Origin of the sequence: Azospirillum aestuarii, assembly GCF_016632405.1 — a bacterium.
Classification (GTDB): domain Bacteria; phylum Pseudomonadota; class Alphaproteobacteria; order Azospirillales; family Azospirillaceae; genus Azospirillum; species Azospirillum aestuarii.
Window position 1 is genome coordinate 56459 of record NZ_JAEPIV010000026.1, and the last position, 18244, is coordinate 74702.

Below are 18244 nucleotides of genomic sequence, written 5' to 3' on the forward strand. Positions count from 1 at the left end.
CCGCACTCCTTCGCCTGGATCACAAGACCCTTCAACCGACAAGAGTTACCGCACCGGGCGCGCCGGGGCAACGGCGACCGTCGCGACACCCTGCGACAAGGATGGGAAACAACAGCGCAGATTTGGTTTTCCTGCGCCGCCTTGTGTTGATACCCTGCCTGCCCGACGTGAAACCAGCCGTGAAGGCAGAGCCATGACGACCGATTCCCAACGCCCGCTGGTGGACAGCGCCTGGCTGAAGGGCGCCCTCGACCGCCCTGACCTCGTGGTTCTGGACGTGCGCACGCCGCCGTCAGGCGGCTTCATCCCCGGTTCGATCCATTCCGACTACGCCAAGGCCGGCTGGCGGGCGACGGTGGACGGCGTTCCCGGCCTGCTGCCCGAGACCGCCGTTCTGGAAGGGCTGATCGGAGGGCTGGGGATCGGCAACGGAGATCACGTCGTGCTGGTCGCCAGCGGCCTGAGCGCCGCCGACATGGGCAACGCGACGCGCGTTTATTGGACCTTCAAGACGCTCGGCCATGACCGCGTGTCGGTGCTGGACGGCGGCTTCGCCGCCTGGAGCGACGCCGGCAATCCCGTCGCCACGACCGCCGCCACCCGCTCCGCCGCCGCCTTCACCGCGGCCCCCCGCGAGGACTTGCGCGCCCCCCTGCCCGTGGTCGCGGCGGCGGTGGCCGACGGCTCCGTCCCGCTGCTGGACTCACGCTCCGCCGAGCAGTTCGAGGGCAAGGCCAAGAGCCCGCAGGCCCGCGTTCCAGGCACGCTGCCGGGGGCGGTGCTGATCGAAAACGGCGCGTTTTACTCCGCCGCCGGGAAGCGTTTCCTCCCTGCCGACGCGGTGAAGGCGCTGGCGGACCAAGCCGGGGCGGGCGACGCGACGATCACCTTCTGCAACACCGGCCACCTCGCCTCGGTGGCTTGGTTCGCGCTGAGCGAACTGGCGGGGATCGACGGGGTCCGTCTCTATGACGGCTCGATGTCGGAATGGACCGCCGATCCGGCCCGCCCGGTCAAGAACGGGCCGGCGGCGTAGACCTCAAACGCTCTTACGGCGCCGGCGGAACCGCCCGAGGTCCGACCGGCGCAGCAGGCCCAGCGCGACCGCCAGCACCGCGTAAACCAGCAGACCGGCAAGGCCCAGCAGCACCAGCCCGCCCAGCCGCTCGAACAGGCCATGGGCGGTCAGCCAGGGCGAGAGCTGGGTCTGCACCAGCCACAGCGTGCCGCCCATGGCGAGCGCCGCGATAGCCATGCGCGGCAGGTTGCGCAGCAGCCGGGCGTCGGCCTGGAACAGCCCGCGCCGGGTCAGCAGCCACGCCAGCAGCCCGGCGTTGACCCAGGCGGCGACGGAGGTCGCCACCGCCAGTCCGACCTGGGCCAGCGGCCCCATCAGCGCCAGCTTCAGCGCAACGTTGACCGCCGTCGCGGCCAGCGCCACCCGCACCGGGGTCGCCGTGTCGTGTCGGGCGTAGAAGCCGTTCACGAGGCTGCGGATCACCACGAAGGCCGGCAGCCCCAGCGCGTAGGCCTGCAGGGTCGCGGCGGACTGCGCCGCGTCGGTCGGGCCGAAGGCGCCGTGCTGGAACAGCACCGACACGATGGGCAGCCCGGCGACCAGGAAGGCGGCGGCGGCCGGCAGGGTCAGCACCAGCGACAGCTCCACCGCCCGGTTCTGGCTCTCCACCGCGCCGGGCTCGTCGCCGCCCTTGATGCGCCGGGCCATTTCCGGAAGCAGAACGGTCCCCACCGCGATCCCGATGACGCCCAGCGGCAGCTGGTTCAGCCGGTCCGCGTAGTAGAGGTAGGACACCGCCCCGGTCGGCAGCAGCGAGGCGATCAGCGTGTCGACGAACAGGTTGATCTGCGTCAGGCCGGACCCCAGGGCCGCCGGCCCCAGCACGGTCAGGAACCGCTTCACGTCGGGCGTCAGGCGCGGCAGGGGCAGCCGCAGCCCCATCCCGGCCCGGCTTGCCTCCCAATACAGGTACAGGAACTGCGCCAATCCCGCAGCGAAGACACCCCAGGACAGGGCGTGGCCGACCGTCGGCATCAGCGGGGCGGCCAGCACCATCGCCGCGATCAGGCACAGGTTCAGCAGGATCGGCGCCGCCGCCGCCGCCGCAAACCGCCCCATGCTGTTCAGCACGCCGGCCAGCAGCGATTCCAGCGAGATGAACAGCAGGTACGGGAAGGTGATGCTGGTGAACAGGACGGCAAGCCGGAACTTCTCCGGCTCGTCGGAGAAACCCGGCGCGAAGACCGTCATGAACTGCGGCATGATCGCCAGGATGCCGGCCAGGAACAGCAACTGCACCGCCAGCAGCAGGCTCATCACCTCCTCGGCGAAGCGCTTGGCGGCGGCCTGCCCGTCCTGCACCAGCTTGGCGGAGAACAGCGGCACGAAGGCGGAGTTGAAGGCCCCCTCGGCGAACAGGGCGCGGAAATGGTTTGGCAGGCGGAACGCCACGAAGAAGGCGTCGGCCACCGGCCCGGCGCCAAGCAGCGCGGCGGTCAGAACGTCGCGCAGGAAGCCAAGGACGCGGCTGACCAGCGTCAGCCCGCCGACGGACAGGATGTTGCGGAGCACGGTGGTACGGGTCCTCTGATGGGCGGCGCCATCCTAGCGTTTTCACCGCCCGCGTCACGCCTTTCGGCATGCCAGCCCGTGTGGAATTTGAAGGCGGCGGGCGGAAACGGTCTGCTAGGATCGCTGCCCAACCATTGTCCCATCCCCCCACTTCAGACAATCGGAACGTCCATGGCCCAGGGTCTTCCCCTCACCTATCTGGAAGCCGGCGAAGCGAACGGCGGCACTCCCCTGCTGGTCCTGCACGGCCTGTTCGGGTCGGCGCGCAACTGGCAGACCCTGGCGAAGCGCTTCGCGGAGCGGCATCGGGTCTACGCGCTGGACCTGCGCAACCACGGCGGCGCCCCCTGGTCGGACGAGATGACCTACCCGGCGATGGCCGCGGACGTGCTGCGCTTCCTCGATGACCGCGGTTTCGCGCGGGCGTCGGTCGTCGGCCACTCCATGGGCGGCAAGGTGGCGATGACGCTGGCGCTGAACCATCCCGACCGCGTGGAGCGACTGGCGGTGGCCGACATCGCGCCGGTCGCCTACACCCACACCCACGCTCCCTTCGTGGCGGCGATGAAGCAGGCCAAGCTGGAAGGCTGCACCCGCCGCTCGGAGGTCGAGGCGCAGCTTGTGGACGCGGTGCCGGAAGCCCCCCTGCGCTCCTTCCTGCTGCAGAATCTCGTTCTGGAGCAGGGGACGTTTCACTGGCGGATCAACCTCGACGCCATCGGCGCCCGCATGAGCGACCTGATCGGCTTCCCGGATCTGGGCGACGCCCAATACAACGGCCCCACCCTGTTCATCGGCGGCACCCGGTCCGACTACATCGTGCCGGAGAACCACGCTGTCATCCGCCGCCACTTCCCGAAGGCCGCCATCGAAATGATCGAGGGCGCCGGCCACTGGCTGCACGCCGAACGCCCGCAGGAGTTCGCCGTGCTGGTCGAAGCCTTCGCCTAAACCAGCCTGACGGCAAAAAGAAACGGGGGCCGCAAAGGCCCCCGTTCTCACATGCTGGCGATACGCGGTTCTGTCAGAGCGCGCCCTGGCGGGCGCCGGTCTTGGCGGCCGGGCCGGCGGACTGGTTGAAGGCGTCGCGCAGATAGGGCGACAGCGCCTGCCGCATCGTGCGCAGCCACTCGTGGATGATGATCAGCGAGCGGGAGGCGACCGGCGGGGTCATGCCCAGCTTCACCAGATCCTCGCGGGTCATCTGCGCCACCTCGTCGATGCGATGGCCGGTCAGGCGCGCCCAGGCCGGGGCCGTGCAGGGGGCCATGGAGATGACCTCGACACCCTCGCGCTCCACCATCTCCGCCTTGCGGCGGGCGTACTGGCTGTCGTCGAGCTGCGAGAAGGGACCGGAGAAGCCGTTCTCGACCAGGACGCGCTTGGCCTTCGGGGCGATGGTGGCGATGCGCTCCAGCGTGTTCATGCCGGTGGAGAGCGAGGCCAGATCGACGGTGACCGGCACCATGAAGGTCAGCCGCTCGCCCTCGCCGACGTAGTAGTCGAAGCCCGACACCTCGGCCCAGTTGAAGAACCACTGGGAGATGTTGCCGCCGAAATCGAAGAGACGGCCGCCGCGCTGCAGCTCCGGGCCGATCTGGTCCCAGAATTCGTAGAAGCCGTCACCCGAGCCCATCATGTTCATAAAGTCCTGGGTGATGCGGCGGTGCTCGACCACCTCCGGGCCGAACAGGCGGTTCAGACGCTCGTTCACCTCATACTCGACGACCTTGAGTTGAAGGCCTTCGAGCATGGCGGTCGCCATCAGGTGATGGGACAGCAGCGTCTTGCCGACGCCACCGCGGTCGTTGAGAACGAAGATGGTGCCCAGCATGCGATCGCCTTTCCAGAGTCTATTCGTTGTCGAATCTTGAGATGTTGAAACGTGAGGGACCGGCGCCCGGGAGTTCTCAGCCTGGGGAATCGGAGCCTGAACGGGAGAGGGTTCCGGAACCGGAGCCGGCTCGTCCGAAGGACTGGTGGGCTCCGCGGAGGCCGGTTCCGGAACGGGGTCCGGCTCTGGAACGGGAGGGAGTTCCGGTTCCGGCACGGCGGTTTCCGGCGGGCCGTCGGTCGCCCCATCCACCATGTCCGGTTCGGCCGGATCCGGCGCATGCACCGCATCCTCGTTGTCTGCCGGCTGTCCGGCGGCAAGAGCGGCGCGGTGCACTGCGTCCAGCGTTTCGCGCGGGGTCGTGCCACCCGCATCCTCCCCGTCCGCGCCACCGTCGCGCCCTTCGTTCCCCACGAGGAAGAAGGCGGAGCGCAGGGTGACCGGCGAAATCGGCTGGTTGTCGCGGGCGGTGACGCCCAGCTTGGCCAGCACGTCGGAGATTTCCGCCCAGGACAGGCCGCGCTCGCGCATCAGGCCGATGTCGGCGTAGCTTTCGCGGACGGCCTGCATGGCCGAGCGGCTTCCAGTCGGACGATCGGCAAGGAGCCGTTCCAGTTCCGCGCGATCAATCGACACCGTGTGTACCCGGCTTTGCGTGGTTCTGGGGAGGGGTGGGTAGGATTTGTGATACCGCAGGATTCCGTTCCCCCCGGTGCGGAAAAAATAGTACAAGCGATTGGGGTGCGCAAACGGTTTCCAACCATGTTCAACCGCATTAAACCTGTGACACGGCAACCTTCCTTGGTCTCCATCAAGATTGCAGGATAGGGCCCGGCGTTTGGCGAAGATGCCCTATGATTTCCGATCGCAGGATCAGCGGACCGCCGACTCCGGGCGGACGCCGGGGACGCCCATCGGCTTCCACGAGCTGCGACAGGCTTGCGAGATTTCCGCCCTTCGGGAGGATCTGGAGCGCGTTCTTCAGGACACCGGCGCCCTGCGCGACAGCATCGAGGATGCGGTGGAACAGGTGCGCCAGCGCTTCGCCGCCCTGACGGCGGAGGAGTTGGCGAACTCTGAGACGATGGCGCCGCTGCTCCAGTTCGCCGTGTCCACCCTGCTGTCCATCCGCGACGAAGCCCGGCGCATCAACACGCAGACCGGCCCGGTGGACGATGACGACCGCCCCACGCGGTCCGTCGCCGATCCGCGCGCCCAACCGTCCGCCGCGGCTCCGGCGGCGCCGCTCCCCGCACCACCGACGGCCCCGCAAACCTATGCGCCGCCGCCGTCCGACGTGCCGACCCCGCCCTTCGCCACCGCACCGCCGCGCGACGATCCGCCACCGACGCCGACGCCGCCAGCGCCGGTTCTGTCGCCCTTCGTGCCGCGCTCGCCGGCCCCGGCGCCGCAACGCCCGGCGGCACCGGACCCCGCTCCCGATGCGGCTCCGGCCCCCTCCTGGCTCTCGCCCCTGTCCGGTCGCAAGGGGAGTTCCGGAGCCAACGGCATCGCTCCCCGCAGCGGCAATGTGGACTGGCTGAGCCGGCCCAAACGCTGACCTCGACCTCCTTCCCTTTGTTGCGGGAAGGTCGCACCTCATCCGAACGCACCCACGTCACACCGATTTTGCTTGAACTCCGAAATGGGTGCGGCTACCACTTTATTTGGTAAATGAATCTTTACCAATAACACCTGCGGCGACGCATGGGGGTGGTGGTCATGACACGGCACGATGTGGACACGCTGGCACGACCGGCGTCCAGCCTGGACTGGCGGCACCGCTGCGCCCCGGCCGCCCAGGCCGACCGGGCCAATTCGGACCGGAGAGACGCCCCCCGGCGCGACACCCCGGCGACGGTCCGTCCCCTGCGGCTGCTGATCGTGGAGGACGAATCCGTGGCCGCCGAGGCGGTGGGCATGGCCGCCATGGATCTCGGCCATATCGTCTGCGGCACCGCCCGCACAGAAGAGGAGGCGGTGGCCATCGCCGGGCGCGAGCGTCCCGACGTGGCGCTGATGGACGTGCGGCTGGCCGGCGGCGACGGGATCGAGGCGGCCCGGCGCCTGCGCGCCAACTACGGCATCCGCTCGATTTTCCTGTCCGGCTACGCGAACCACGCGATCATGGCCCGCATCACCGAGACCTACCCGCTGGGCGTGGTCAACAAGCCCTATTCGCTCGCCCAGCTGAAGCTGGCGCTGGACCTCGCGGCGCGGCGCCTGCACGGCCCGCGCGGCTGATACCATCCCGCTTCGCCAAACAAGGAAGGGCGGCCTCCCCCGTGGGAAGCCGCCCTTTCCTTTTCCGAACCATCGCGGAGCGTGACGCTCCTTACTCCTAGCCCCTTACTCCTGAATGAACGCCTTCACATAGGAGTGCGACAGCGGCTGCACCAGATAATCGAGCGGGGTGCGGGCGGACAGCAGGATGCGCGCCTCCACCGGCATGCCCGGCTTGATGGTCAGGTTGTGGACCTGATGGGAGTCGCTGTCCTTCAGCTTGATCCGCGCGATGTAGGATTCCTGCCGGGTGATCGGGTCCATCACGCGATCGGCGGAGACGTAGGTCACCGTGCCGTCCAGCGAGCCGACGACGCGGCTGTCATAGGCGGTCAACTGCACCTTCACCGGCAGATCGACGGTCAGCGACTTGATGTCCTTCGGCTGGACCTTCACCTCGGCCAGCAGGGCGCGGCCGTCCGGGATGATGTCCAGGATCGGCTCGTTGGCGGTGATCGTGCCGCCGGCGGCCCAATGGCTGTGCATCACCACGGTGCCGGCGTCCGGAGCCTTGATCGCACGGGTTTCCAGGCGGTTGGCGGCGTCGCGGATCTGCTCGGCGAGGCGGATGACATCGCCGCGGGACTTCTCCAGGTCGACCAGCACCTTTTCCCGGAAGTCGTTGCGGCGGCGCAGAAGCTCGCCCTCGGCGTCCACGGCGGCCTGGTTGGCCTGGGCGACGCGGGCCTCGAGTTCGCGATCGCGGCCCTTGAGCTGCGCCTCTTCCTTCTGCTGCTCGACCAGCTTGGTGCGGGTGGCGTTGCCGCGGGACAGCAGACCCTGGGTGATGCGCAGATCGTCCTCGATGAGCTGGATCTCGCGGGCCAGGAACTTGCGCTGCTCCTGAAGACTCTTGCCCTCCTCGCGCAGCGTGACGACGCGCTCCTTGGTCAGCTTGGCCTCGGTATCGAGCTGGTTGCGGCGGACCTGGAACAGGGTTTCCTGGTTGCCCATCAGCTTTTCCACCATGCGGTCGGTGCCGCGGCGGCGCAGCAGCTCCTCCGGCCATTCGATGGCGGGCTGCTCGAACAGCTCGGCGGTCAGCCGCGCTTCCAGCGCCTGGGTTTCCAGCCAGGAGGTGCTGAGCACCTGGAGCCGGGTCGCCGCCTCCGTGCTGTCCAGCCGCATCAGGACCTGACCGGCCTTCACCGTGTCACCTTCCTTGACGAGGATCTCCTCGATCTGGGCGGTCTCGGTGTGCTTCACGATCTTGCGGCCCGTCTCCGGGGCCAGCGCGCCGGAGGCCATGACGGCGCTGTGAAGCGGGGCGAGCGCGGCCCAGGCGGTCATCCCGCCGAAGCCCACCGCCAGCACCATGAAGCCGCCGGCCAGAAGCCCGCTGACCCGGGTGTCGGGAACCAGCGCGCGCAGCGCGCCGATCGACGTCATGGTCTTCGTCTTGTAGGTGTTCATGGTGGTGTCGGTCATCACAGAGGGTCCTTGATCGCCGGAAGTCGCCCGGAACTTATGCTGGGGTACTGGTCTGGAGGTTCCGGCGTCAGCCGGCGGCGCTCTGCACCGGCGCCGGGCCGATGTTGCGCAGGCGGCTCCAGTTCGGACCCTGCTGCTCCTGCTGGCGTTGCGGCAGTTCCACCGCCATGCCGTTCTTCAGAACGAAGGTCTTGTCGGAGATGTCGACGAAGGCCGGGGAATGGGTCAGCACGATGGTGGTGACGCCGCTGTTCTTTGCCTCGACGATGAACTCGCGCACCGCCTTGTGGCCGATCTCGTCCATGCCGGCCGACGGCTCGTCGAGAACCATCAGCGACGGGCGGCCGTAGCCGGCGCGGGCCAGAGCGATCAGACGGGCCGAGGCGCCGGTGATCGGAAACAGCGGGTCGGTCACCTCGGTGTCATAGCCGCCGGGCAGGCTCTCGACCCAGGAATGGATGCCGGCGCGCTTGGCGGCGTCCTCGACCTTCTCCCGCGTCGTCTCGGTGAAGCGGGCGATGTTCTCGGCGATGGTGCCGGGCAGCAGATCGGCGCCCTGCGCCATGTAGCCGATGCCCTGCTCCGGGGTTTCCGGGTTCAGCGAGGCGACGGCGAGACCACCCAGCCGCACGGTGCCCGCCGACGGCATCGCCACGCCGGCCAGCAGACGGGCCAAGACCGACTTGCCGGAGCGGTTGGGACCGGCGATGCACACCGTCTGGCCCGGCTCCACCGCCAGCGTGACGCTGCGCAGGATCGGCTTCTGGTCGCGGGGGGAGACGAACAGCAGGTTCTCGACGGCCAAGCGCTCGCGCTCCACCGGGATCGTCGGGCGCTCCGGCTCCAGGGAGAGACGCTTCAGCAGCGGGAACAGACGGCGGAAAGCCTGATAGGACTTCTGGATCTGGCCCCAGGCGCCGGCGGTCTGCTCGACCGGGGCGAGGGCGCGGCCGACCAGCATGGAGGTGGCGATCATGCCGCCGAAGGACAGGTGCTGCTCGATCACCAGCAGGGCGCCGACGCCGGTCACCGCGATCTGGATGACCATGCGGACCCACTTGGTGAAGGCGCCGATGGCGGCGGCACGCTCCGTCGAGCGGCCCTGCAGGGCGGAGGTGGTCATCGCGTCGCGGGCCACGGTGTCCAGCGCGCTCGGCCCCATGCGCAGGCCGCGCACCGTTTCCGAACGCGACAGCAGGGAGTCGAACAGGCGCTGCGAGCGGCTGGCCGGGGCCTTGCTATCCTCGGCGAAGTGGCGGACCGCCCAGTTGCTCAGATAGCCCAGCGCCGTCATGATGACCATCGCGGCGACCAGGATCAGAGCCAGAAGCGGGTGGATCAGGTAGATGCCGATGACGTACAGGGGCACCCAGGGCAGGTCCATCAGGGCCGGCAGCGACGGGCGGATCATCGCGCCCTTGACCTCCATGAGGTCGCTGACCGGGGCGGTGTCCGGACGGCCGCGGCCCGAGGCGTCCAGCACGTCGGCGGTCAGCCGGCGGCGCCACGTGACCTCCAGCGCGTTGCCCGCGCGGGCCAGGATGCGCGCCCGCACCGTTTCCATGGCGGCGCTCAACGTCAGGGCCACGACGACGATGACCGTCAGCATGACCAGCGTATCGATGTTGCCGGACGGAATGGCCCGACTAAAGACCTGAAGGGAATAAAGTGGCATCGCCAACATCAGGAGATTGATGGTAGCGCTGAAGACAAATGCACCAACAAGTACCCGGGTGAAATAACGTCCCCCGTGAGCCATATCTTTATTGGTCTTTTCAGACCCGCGAGAAAACAGGCGAGGCATTTATAGCCCTCCAATTGTCACCGTTTGCGGCAGTGCCCACTGGATGCAGGCGAGGTCAGTTGGCGCGTTTTTGGTAAATGAAATCTGAAGATTGAGGGACATCACAGGAATGCCACTGAAAACCACCCCCTTTGCGCAAACGACAACGGCTCCTCATGTGAAGGACTGCCCTGGTCGCCCCGCCGGAAGGAACGCCCCATGACCGACACGCTGATCATCGACCCCGGCCATCTGGCCCTGCCCGACCTGCGCCGCATCCTGCGCGACCCGCCCGCCCTGGCCCTGGCGCCCGGCTGCCGCGCCGCCATCGACGCCTCGGCCCGCACGGTCGCCGAGGCGGCGGGCGGGGAGCGCGCGGTCTATGGCGTGAACACCGGCTTCGGCCTGCTGGCGAAGAAGCGCATCCCCCCGGATCAGGTGCGGGAGCTGCAACGGCGGCTGGTCCTGTCGCACAGCGCCGGCACCGGACCGGACTTGCCGCCGGGCGTGGTGCGGTTGATCCTGGCGCTGAAGGTCAACGCGCTGGCGCGCGGCCATTCCGGCGTGCGCATGGCGGTGATCGAGGCGCTGCTGGCCCTCTTCAACCGCGGCGTCCTGCCGGTGGTGCCGGCCAAGGGGTCGGTGGGGGCGTCCGGCGATCTGGCGCCGCTGGCCCATCTGACCGGCGTGCTGATCGGCGAGGGGGAGGCCGACGTGGACGGCGAGCGGCTGCCCGCCGCCGCGGCGCTGGCCCGCGCCGGGCTGGCGCCGCTGGTGCTGGAGGCCAAGGAGGGGCTGGCGTTGCTGAACGGCACGCAGGTGTCCACCGCGCTGGGTCTGGCCGGGCTGGTCGCGGCGGAGGACGGCTTCGCCGCCGCCCTGGTCGCCGGGGCGCTCAGCGTCGATGCCGCCCTGGGCAGCGACGGCCCGTTCGACGCGCGCATCCACGACCTGCGCGGCCAACCCGGCCAGCGGGACGTGGCCGCCGTCTACCGTTCCCTCCTCCATGGCAGCGGCATCCGCGACTCCCACCGGGAGGGCCACGAGACGGTGCAGGACCCCTACAGCCTGCGCTGCCAGCCGCAGGTGATGGGGGCGGTGCTCGACCATCTGCGCTTCGCCGCAGGCGTGCTGGAGCGCGAGGCCAACGCCGTCTCCGACAACCCGCTGGTCTTCCCGGACAGCGGCGACATCCTGTCGGGCGGCAACTTCCACGCGGAGCCGGTGGCGCTGGCCGCCGACGTGCTGGCCCTGTCCATCGCCGAGACGGGCGCTCTCTCGGAACGGCGGATCGCGCTGCTGATGGACACTCACCTGTCCGGTCTGCCGCCCTTCCTGGTGGCCGATGGCGGGCTGAACAGCGGCTTCATGATCGCCCAGGTCACCGCGGCGGCGCTGGCCAGCGAGAACAAGCAGATGGCCCACCCGGCCAGCGTGGACAGCCTGCCCACCTCCGCCAACCAGGAGGACCATGTGAGCATGGCGACCCACGCCGCACGCCGCCTGTCGGACATGGCCGACAACTTGGCGGGAATCGTGGCGGTGGAACTGCTGGCCGCGGCCCAGGGGGTGGACCTGCGGGCGCCACTGGCCTCCTCCCCCGCGCTGGAGCGCGCGCGGGGGCTGCTGCGCGCCCGCGTGGCGGTGTGGACGCAGGACCGTGCGATGGCCCCGGACATCGCGGCGGCGAAGCGGTTGGTGACGGAGGGGGCCTTCCGCCCCTTCGCGGCGGACCTCCTGCCCTGATCCTGAGACAAGACCGCGCAGGCTGTTCCGGCCGGTTTTCGTCAATCCGTTGAGGGGCTAAGGTTCGGATCGTCCCACATCAACCGCTTCACCTCGATCCGGAGACCATCATGGAAGGGCGCAAAGTCCCCTCGGTCGTGTTCAAGACCCGCGTGCGCGACGAAAGCGTCGGCGGCCCCAACCCGTTCCGCTGGCAGGACGTCAACAGCGACGAGCTGTTCGCCGGCAAGCGCGTCGTCCTGTTCTCGCTGCCCGGCGCCTTCACGCCGACCTGCTCCAACCAGCAGGTGCCGACCTACGACGCGCTCTGTCCGGAGTTCCGCGACCTGGGCATCGACGAGGTCTACTGCCTCAGCGTCAACGACGCCTTCGTGATGTTCCAGTGGGGCAAGCATCTCGGCGTGAAGAACGTGAAGCTGATCCCCGACGGCTCGGGCCATTTCACCCGCCGCATGGGCATGCTGATCAACAAGGACCATGTCGGCTTCGGCATGCGGAGCTGGCGCTACGCCATGGTGGTGACCGACGGCGTGATCGAGAAGCTGTTCGAGGAGCCGGGCATCAACGACGCCGGCGAGGGCGGCGACCCCTACGGCGAGTCCGCGCCGGAGACGGTGCTGGCCTACCTGCGTTCGCGCTGAGGCTCTCCAATCGCTCCTCTCAGGCCGGAACGGCGGTCCCCACCGCCGGCTCCGCCTCGGCCGCCTGCGCCTTGCGGCGTTCATGGGCCGCCCAGGCCCGCTCGTGCAGGTGATAGGCCACCGTGTTGCAGAGCGGCTCGACCACGGCCAGGGCGCCGCCCACCGCGACGCTGCCGGTCATCAGATAGCCGACCGTGAAGGCCACCGTGAAGTGGATGCAGGCGAAGCTGAAGGTCTTGGTCATCGCGAAACTCCCGAACGCCGCCGTTTCTATTCAGCGTCAGCATGCGTGTCGGGCGGCGGCAGGTCCAATCGAATGATCCGACGAAACCTATAGCCAAGCTCTATCGATCACCGGAAGGGACGGCGGCGGTCGCCTGCCTCCGGCACGCTGCCGCGGCGCAGCCGGCTGCCCGGCGGGACGACCGCGAAGGGGCGGCTGTGCGGCGGCTCCAGCAACCGCACCTCGGGGCGCTTGAAGAAGGGAATCAGCACGGCCCCCATGGCAAACCCGCCGACATGCGCCCAGAAGGCCACCCCGCCGCTGTCATCGGAGGTCGGGGTGGTGACCCCGCTCAGGATCTGTCCGACGAACCAGAAGCCCAGCACCAGCACCGCGGGGACGCTGATGACGCGCACGATGATGATGAACCAGAAGAAGACGCCGACATTCGCCCGCGGGTGCAGCACCAGATAGGCGCCGAGCACCCCGCCGATGGCCCCGCTCGCCCCCACCATCGGGACTTCGGACGTTGGGGCGGCGAAGCTCTGGGCCAGCGCCGCCGCCGTTCCACACAGCAGGTAGAAGACCACGAAGCGGCCCCGCCCCATACTGTCCTCGACGTTGTTGCCGAAGATCCAGAGGTACAGCATGTTGCCGGCGATGTGCAGGAAGCCGCCATGCATGAACATGGAGGTCACGACCGACATCCAGGGCGGAATGACCCGCAACGGTTCTGGCAACTCCGCGTAGCCGAACAGCACCGCCGGAACGAGGCCGAAGGAATAGACGGCGAGGTCCCCGGTGCGCGCACCCAGCGAGAGTTGCCACAGGAACACCATCACGCACAGCGCGATCAGCGCCATGGTGACGACCGGCGTCCGCCGCGTCGGGTTGTCATCGTAAATGGGAAGGAACAGCATCGGCGGCGCTTTCGGTTGAGGCGACCCTGTTCAACACGATGGTCCCGCCCTTCAGTTTCGCCAAGACGTACGGGACACACGTACAGCCGGAAGGCACCAGGGAAATGATCGGCAAAGAAAAACCGGCGCCCCTTGCGGAGCGCCGGTTTCGCTGAACGAAGCTGCGGTGCGGATCAGGTACCAGCTAATCAGGTGCCCTGGGGCTCCGGGTCCATCCCGCCGCTTTCCTTGGTGGTGGGCACCGAGGGACGGCGGCCCGAGGTCGGGGTCGGCTGCTTCGGCGGGGCTGGGGAGAAGCCTTCCCGCTCGTCGTTGCGGATCAGCGGCTCGCCGCGCAGCAGGCGGGCGATGTCCTCGCCGCTCAGGGTCTCGTACTCCAGCAGGCCCTTGGCGATGGTGTGGAGCTGGTCGATGTTCTCCGTCAGGATGCGGCGGGCCTCGCCGTACGCCTCGTCCACGATCCGGCGGATTTCCTCGTCCACCGTGCGGGCCGTGGCGTCGGACATGTTCTTGTGCTGGGTGACGGAGTGGCCGAGGAAGACCTCCTGCGTCGGCTCGCCGTAGAGCAGCGGGCCCAGCTTGTCGCTCATGCCCCATTCGGTGACCATGCGGCGCGACATGTCGGTCGCCATCTTGATGTCGCCCGACGCGCCGGTGGTCACGCGGTCCCTGCCGAAGATCAGCTCTTCCGCGATGCGACCGCCCATGGCGACCCGCAGGTCGGCGTGCAGCTTGGCCTGGGACAGCGAGATGCGGTCGCCTTCCGGCAGGCGCATCACCATGCCCAGGGCGCGGCCGCGCGGTATGATGGTGGCCTTGTGCACCGGATCGCTATCCGGCTGGTGGATGGCGACGATGGCGTGGCCGGCCTCGTGATAGGCGGTCAGCTTCTTCTCGTCCTCGGTCATGACCATGGAGCGGCGTTCCGCACCCATCATGACCTTGTCCTTGGCGGCCTCGAACTCGGCCATGCCGACGACGCGCTTGCCGATGCGGGCGGCGAGCAGCGCGGCCTCGTTGACGAGGTTGGCGAGGTCGGCGCCCGAGAAGCCCGGGGTGCCGCGCGCGATGACCTTGGCGTCGACGTCCGGGGACAGCGGCACCTTGCGCATGTGGACCTTGAGGATCTTCTCGCGGCCCAGCACGTCCGGGTTCGGAACGACGACCTGACGGTCGAAGCGGCCCGGACGCAGCAGCGCGGGGTCGAGCACGTCCGGACGGTTGGTCGCGGCGATGAGGATCACACCCTCGTTCGCCTCGAAGCCGTCCATCTCGACCAGCAGCTGGTTCAGGGTCTGCTCGCGCTCGTCGTTGCCGCCGCCCAGGCCGGCGCCACGATGGCGGCCCACGGCGTCGATTTCGTCGATGAAGATGATGCAGGGGGCGTTCTTCTTGCCCTGCTCGAACATGTCGCGGACGCGGCTGGCGCCGACACCCACGAACATCTCGACGAAGTCGGAGCCGGAGATTGTGAAGAAGGGCACGTTGGCTTCACCCGCCACGGCGCGCGCGGTCAGGGTCTTGCCGGTGCCCGGCGGGCCGACGAGCAGCACGCCCTTCGGGATCTTGCCACCCAGACGCTGGAACTTCTGCGGGTCCTTGAGGAACTCGACGATTTCCGCCAGTTCCTGCTTGGCCTCGTCGATGCCGGCGACGTCGTCGAAGGTGACCCGGCCGACCTTCTCCGTCAGCAGGCGCGCGCGGGACTTGCCAAAGCCCATGGCCTTGCCGCCGCCCGACTGCATCTGCCGCATGAAGAAGATCCAGACGCCGATCAGCAGCAGCATCGGGAACCAGGACAGCAGGACGGAGAACAGCGACGGCACGTTGCTGTCGTCCGGAACGGCGCTGATGCGCACGTTCTTCTGCGTCAGCCGCTCGACCAGCCCGGCTTCGGGCGGGACGAAGGTGCTGAATGACCGGCCGTCGGTGAAATGGCCGGACACCTGGCTACCTTTGATGGTGACGTCGGCCACTTGGCCGCGGTCCACTTCGGCGAGAAGCTCGCTGAACGGAACCGTCGTCTGCGGGCTGCGCGTGGAAGAGCTCTGGAACAGGTTGAACAGGGCCACCAGCAGCAGCCCGATGATGATCCAGAGCGCGAGATTCTTGCCGAAATTGTTCACGTCAAAAGCCTTTCTGCGAACCCTGCGCGGAAAGGTAGGCCGATGCGGAGCCACCCCTCCCGGGCTTACGGGCACGTTCCCAGATTAAATAATGCCGACACGGTCCGAAACAACCGGAAAAGCTGGACCCGCCAACACCACTCCGGGCGCATGCAAAGCGACCGCCGAAAGGGGGTATCCGGGCCGCGAAAAGCCCAGATGCGGCACCGCCGCCAGCCCGTTTCCGTCCCAAAGCGCCGGCAGCGTCTCGCGAACCGGTTCGGGCAGGCCGATGCGGCCCGAATCCGGGCTTGTGGACCGCACCCTTTGCCACCCCTCACGCCCCAATTTTGCCACGCTTACCGGACCGCCCGCACCCGCCGCCAGCCGAACGGCGAATCGGCGGTCCCACCAGACTTCGCCGCCCGGTGTAAGGTCCAGCCGTTCGGTGACCCCAACCGGTTCCCGCGCGACCACCAAATGCCCCCGCCGCGGCACGATGCGGCAACCGCCCAGCGTGCGCCCCCGGAAGCGTCCCCCCGCGATCTCGGCGAACAGGCGCTCCGCCGCCTCATCCTTCGGCGGATAGGCGGCGCCTCCCGTCGCGGCGATGCAGCGGACCAGCGCGCGCAGGCCAAGCTCCTCCGGGGCCTCCAGCAAAGGCTTCGGGTCCAGCCGCAGCCAGCCCTCCGGATGGACCTCGGCGGCTTCGGCCAGCAGGGCGGCGGTCGCCGACTCCAGCGCGTTGCGGGCGCGGGCGGCCCGGCGGGCGAGGTCGGCCAGACGCGGCGCATCCAGCCCCTCGGCGGCCAGCGCCTCCCCCGCCGCGCGCAGGCGGGCGCGGGCGAAACGGGGGTTGCGGTTGGACGGGTCCTCGGCCCACTCCTGGCCGAAGGCGCGGCAGGTCGCCACCAGCCGCTCGTGGGGCAGGTCCAGCAGGGGCCGGATCACCCGGACCGCCCCCGCCGCGCGCACCGGCGCCATGCCGGCCAGCCCGTCGATTCCGGAACCGCGGGCGAAGCGCAGCAGCACCGTCTCCGCCTGATCGTCGCGGTGGTGGGCGAGCGCCAGATGAAGGACGCCCTCCTCCCGGCAGCGCTCGGCCAGCAAACGGTGGCGCGCGGCGCGGGCCGCCTCCTGGATGCCGGTGGCCGGCTTCTCGCCGTCCCAGTGCAGAACCGCGTGGGCAATGCCTCGCCCCTGGAGCCAGCCGCCCACCCGATCAGCCTCCGCTGCCGATTCCGCGCGCAAGCCGTGATCGACGATCAGCGCGAGGACATTCCCGCCCCGCTCCGCCGCCCAACGCTGGGCGAGCAGAACCAGCCCGAGGCTGTCCGCGCCGCCGGATACGCCCACGGCCACGCGCGGCCGCGTCTCGAAGCCGCCCAGCCGGTCCATGCGGGCGGCGAACTCACCCGCGGAAATCGGCCCCGCCGGGTCGGACCCGTTCACCGCACCCGTCAGGCGCAGTTCAGACGACGGCGCTCGGTGTCGGCGCGGCGCTTCACGCTGGCCGACGCCTCCGGGAATTTGGTGATCAGCTGGTTGAAGGCGGTGCAGGCGTCCTTCTTCTGGTTGAGCTGCTGCAGCGACATGCCGAGCTTCAGCAGATTGTCCGCCGCCTTGTTGTTCTTCGGGTACTTCTGCACGCCCTCGGCGAAGGCCACGGCGGCGTCCTGGAACTTGTTGCGGACATAGTAGGTCTCGCCCAGCCAGTACTGGGCGTTGCCGGCGAGCTGGTGGGACTTGTTCTTCGCCAGGAAGTCGCTGAAGGCTTTTTCGGCCTTGTCGTAGTCGGACTGGCGCAGCAGCTCGAAGGCGTGCTCGTACTGCTTCTCCGGGGTCGAGTTGGCGGGCAGCGGCGCCACGGCGGCGGTCTGCTTCTCCGCCGGCTTGTCCGCCACCTTCTCGGGGGCCTTGGCTGTGCTGGAAGCCGGGGCCGGAGCCGCCGCGCTGGGCTTGGCCGGACCGCCGAACGGATCGCTGGCCGCCCCGCCGCCCTTGCTCTCCAGCTCCTTCAGGCGGAAGTCGATGTCGCTGTTGACCCGCTCCAGCCGGTCCTTCATCTGTGAGATCTGATAGGTCGCCTCTTCGTAGCGCCCGGTCAGCTCCGACAGGGCGCGTTCCAGCTTCTGCAGCCGCACCTCGAAATCCGCCGCCAGCGAGGGCTGGATCTCGGCGGTCTGCCCCCGCGTGTAGGAGTTGCCCGGATAGGCCTGCGCCACCTCGACGCGCCCGCCCAGCGCCTCCACTCCCGACTCCAGCCGGTCCAGACGGTCCTGCAGCGAAGCCGTTTGCGCGAAGACGGAACCGCTGCACAGCAGGCCGCCAAGCAGCAGGGCGGCGAAAGAAGTGGTCTTGGTCATGCGTCGAGGGTCCTGTCCGGGCGGGGAAAGCCGTCGTTGAGAGGGTGCCGTTCCAAGCGGGCGAAACTATGGCGGCTGTTTACCAGAAGCGCGCGCGCCTTGCATCGTGGTGATTTGGAAATCTCCCGCGCACGGGCGCACTCCCAGAAGAGAACACAGAAAAAAGCCCCTCCCCGGCATGCCGGGGAGGGGCTTTCCAAAGCGGAACTCCTGAAGGCGTCTTACGCCTTGAGGATGCCGCGGCCGGCGAAGCGGGATGCCACGCCGAGCATTTCCTCGATGCGGATCAGCTGGTTGTACTTGGCCAGACGGTCGGAACGCG

16 protein-coding genes are annotated in these 18244 nt (G+C 68.8%); 6 read left to right on the forward strand and 10 right to left on the reverse strand.

The genetic code is table 11. The features are described 5' to 3' along the window. Positions 1–193 precede the first annotated feature (193 nt). Complete coding sequence (locus JJL56_RS27115) at positions 194–1036, forward strand: sulfurtransferase (RefSeq protein ID WP_200486978.1); 843 nt, start codon at positions 194–196, stop codon at positions 1034–1036. A gap of 3 nt (positions 1037–1039) precedes the next feature. Here JJL56_RS27115 and murJ read toward each other — a convergent pair whose 3' ends face one another. Further along, a complete protein-coding gene (murJ, locus tag JJL56_RS27120) occupies positions 1040–2590 on the reverse strand; it encodes a murein biosynthesis integral membrane protein MurJ (protein WP_200486979.1) in 1551 nt (516 codons plus the stop codon). Between the two features lie 171 nt (positions 2591–2761). Between murJ and JJL56_RS27125 the strand changes: the two genes are divergently transcribed. Further along, positions 2762–3541, forward strand: coding sequence for an alpha/beta fold hydrolase (locus JJL56_RS27125; RefSeq protein ID WP_200486980.1), 780 nt, complete (start codon positions 2762–2764; stop codon positions 3539–3541). A 73-nt stretch (positions 3542–3614) separates the two neighbouring features. On the opposite strand, the gene JJL56_RS27130 is transcribed toward JJL56_RS27125, so the two are convergent. After that, the gene (locus JJL56_RS27130) at positions 3615–4994 is read right to left on the reverse strand and encodes a hypothetical protein (RefSeq protein WP_247891283.1); all 1380 of its coding nucleotides are present in this window, start codon (positions 4992–4994) and stop codon (positions 3615–3617) included. A 277-nt stretch (positions 4995–5271) separates the two neighbouring features. Here JJL56_RS27130 and JJL56_RS27135 point away from each other — a divergent pair, with 277 nt between their 5' ends. Together JJL56_RS27135 and JJL56_RS27140 are read left to right on the forward strand one after the other, a co-directional pair. Continuing rightward, a complete protein-coding gene (locus JJL56_RS27135) occupies positions 5272–5985 on the forward strand; it encodes a hypothetical protein (protein ID WP_200486982.1) in 714 nt (237 codons plus the stop codon). Positions 5986–6146: 161 nt separating this feature from the next. After that, positions 6147–6668 carry a response regulator gene (locus tag JJL56_RS27140; RefSeq protein ID WP_145625825.1) on the forward strand — a complete coding sequence of 174 codons (522 nt, stop codon included), beginning with the start codon at positions 6147–6149 and terminating at the stop codon, positions 6666–6668. A gap of 105 nt (positions 6669–6773) precedes the next feature. Here the strand turns inward: JJL56_RS27140 and JJL56_RS27145 are convergent, their stop codons facing one another. Together JJL56_RS27145 and JJL56_RS27150 are read right to left on the reverse strand one after the other, a co-directional pair. Beyond that, on the reverse strand, positions 6774–8135 hold the full coding sequence (locus JJL56_RS27145) for an HlyD family type I secretion periplasmic adaptor subunit (protein WP_200486983.1): 1362 nt from the start codon (positions 8133–8135) through the stop codon (positions 6774–6776). A gap of 70 nt (positions 8136–8205) precedes the next feature. Beyond that, a complete protein-coding gene (locus tag JJL56_RS27150; RefSeq protein WP_247889422.1) occupies positions 8206–9813 on the reverse strand; it encodes a type I secretion system permease/ATPase in 1608 nt (535 codons plus the stop codon). A gap of 327 nt (positions 9814–10140) precedes the next feature. On the opposite strand from JJL56_RS27150, the gene hutH reads away from it, so the two are divergent. Both hutH and JJL56_RS27160 read left to right on the forward strand, forming a co-directional pair. After that, a complete protein-coding gene (gene hutH, locus JJL56_RS27155) occupies positions 10141–11667 on the forward strand; it encodes a histidine ammonia-lyase (protein ID WP_200486984.1) in 1527 nt (508 codons plus the stop codon). 110 nt (positions 11668–11777) lie between these two features. After that, a complete protein-coding gene (locus tag JJL56_RS27160) occupies positions 11778–12308 on the forward strand; it encodes a peroxiredoxin (RefSeq protein WP_145625821.1) in 531 nt (176 codons plus the stop codon). Positions 12309–12327: 19 nt separating this feature from the next. Here the strand turns inward: JJL56_RS27160 and JJL56_RS27165 are convergent, their stop codons facing one another. The 6 genes from JJL56_RS27165 to JJL56_RS33770 form a co-directional block, all read right to left on the reverse strand. After that, on the reverse strand, positions 12328–12552 hold the full coding sequence (locus JJL56_RS27165; protein ID WP_145625820.1) for a DUF2061 domain-containing protein: 225 nt from the start codon (positions 12550–12552) through the stop codon (positions 12328–12330). Between the two features lie 107 nt (positions 12553–12659). Next, entirely contained in the window at positions 12660–13451 is a 792-nt protein-coding gene (locus JJL56_RS27170) for a rhomboid family intramembrane serine protease (RefSeq protein ID WP_247891284.1), read from the reverse strand. A gap of 188 nt (positions 13452–13639) precedes the next feature. Then, positions 13640–15577 (reverse strand): ATP-dependent zinc metalloprotease FtsH, encoded by a 1938-nt coding sequence (gene ftsH / locus JJL56_RS27175; protein ID WP_145625819.1) that lies wholly within the window; start codon positions 15575–15577, stop codon positions 13640–13642. Between the two features lie 84 nt (positions 15578–15661). Beyond that, positions 15662–17008, reverse strand: a complete 1347-nt coding sequence (tilS, locus tag JJL56_RS27180; protein WP_345772650.1) for a tRNA lysidine(34) synthetase TilS — start codon at positions 17006–17008, stop codon at positions 15662–15664. Positions 17009–17016: 8 nt separating this feature from the next. Further along, on the reverse strand, positions 17017–17922 hold the full coding sequence (gene ybgF / locus JJL56_RS27185; RefSeq protein ID WP_145625818.1) for a tol-pal system protein YbgF: 906 nt from the start codon (positions 17920–17922) through the stop codon (positions 17017–17019). Positions 17923–18143: 221 nt separating this feature from the next. After that, the coding region (locus tag JJL56_RS33770; RefSeq protein ID WP_200486985.1) for a hypothetical protein at positions 18144–18244 on the reverse strand (101 nt) is incomplete at its 5' end.

Coding starts and splice junctions, on each gene's coding strand:
- JJL56_RS27115 (WP_200486978.1), top strand. CDS start 194: ATGACGACCGATTCCCAACGCCCGCTGGTGGACAGCGCCTGGCTGAAG.
- JJL56_RS27125 (WP_200486980.1), top strand. CDS start 2,762: ATGGCCCAGGGTCTTCCCCTCACCTATCTGGAAGCCGGCGAAGCGAAC.
- JJL56_RS27130 (WP_247891283.1), bottom strand. CDS start 4,994: ATGCAGGCCGTCCGCGAAAGCTACGCCGACATCGGCCTGATGCGCGAG.
- JJL56_RS27135 (WP_200486982.1), top strand. CDS start 5,272: ATGCCCTATGATTTCCGATCGCAGGATCAGCGGACCGCCGACTCCGGG.
- JJL56_RS27140 (WP_145625825.1), top strand. CDS start 6,147: ATGACACGGCACGATGTGGACACGCTGGCACGACCGGCGTCCAGCCTG.
- JJL56_RS27145 (WP_200486983.1), bottom strand. CDS start 8,135: ATGACCGACACCACCATGAACACCTACAAGACGAAGACCATGACGTCG.
- JJL56_RS27150 (WP_247889422.1), bottom strand. CDS start 9,813: ATGCCACTTTATTCCCTTCAGGTCTTTAGTCGGGCCATTCCGTCCGGC.
- hutH (WP_200486984.1), top strand. CDS start 10,141: ATGACCGACACGCTGATCATCGACCCCGGCCATCTGGCCCTGCCCGAC.
- JJL56_RS27160 (WP_145625821.1), top strand. CDS start 11,778: ATGGAAGGGCGCAAAGTCCCCTCGGTCGTGTTCAAGACCCGCGTGCGC.
- JJL56_RS27165 (WP_145625820.1), bottom strand. CDS start 12,552: ATGACCAAGACCTTCAGCTTCGCCTGCATCCACTTCACGGTGGCCTTC.
- JJL56_RS27170 (WP_247891284.1), bottom strand. CDS start 13,451: ATGCTGTTCCTTCCCATTTACGATGACAACCCGACGCGGCGGACGCCG.
- ybgF (WP_145625818.1), bottom strand. CDS start 17,922: ATGACCAAGACCACTTCTTTCGCCGCCCTGCTGCTTGGCGGCCTGCTG.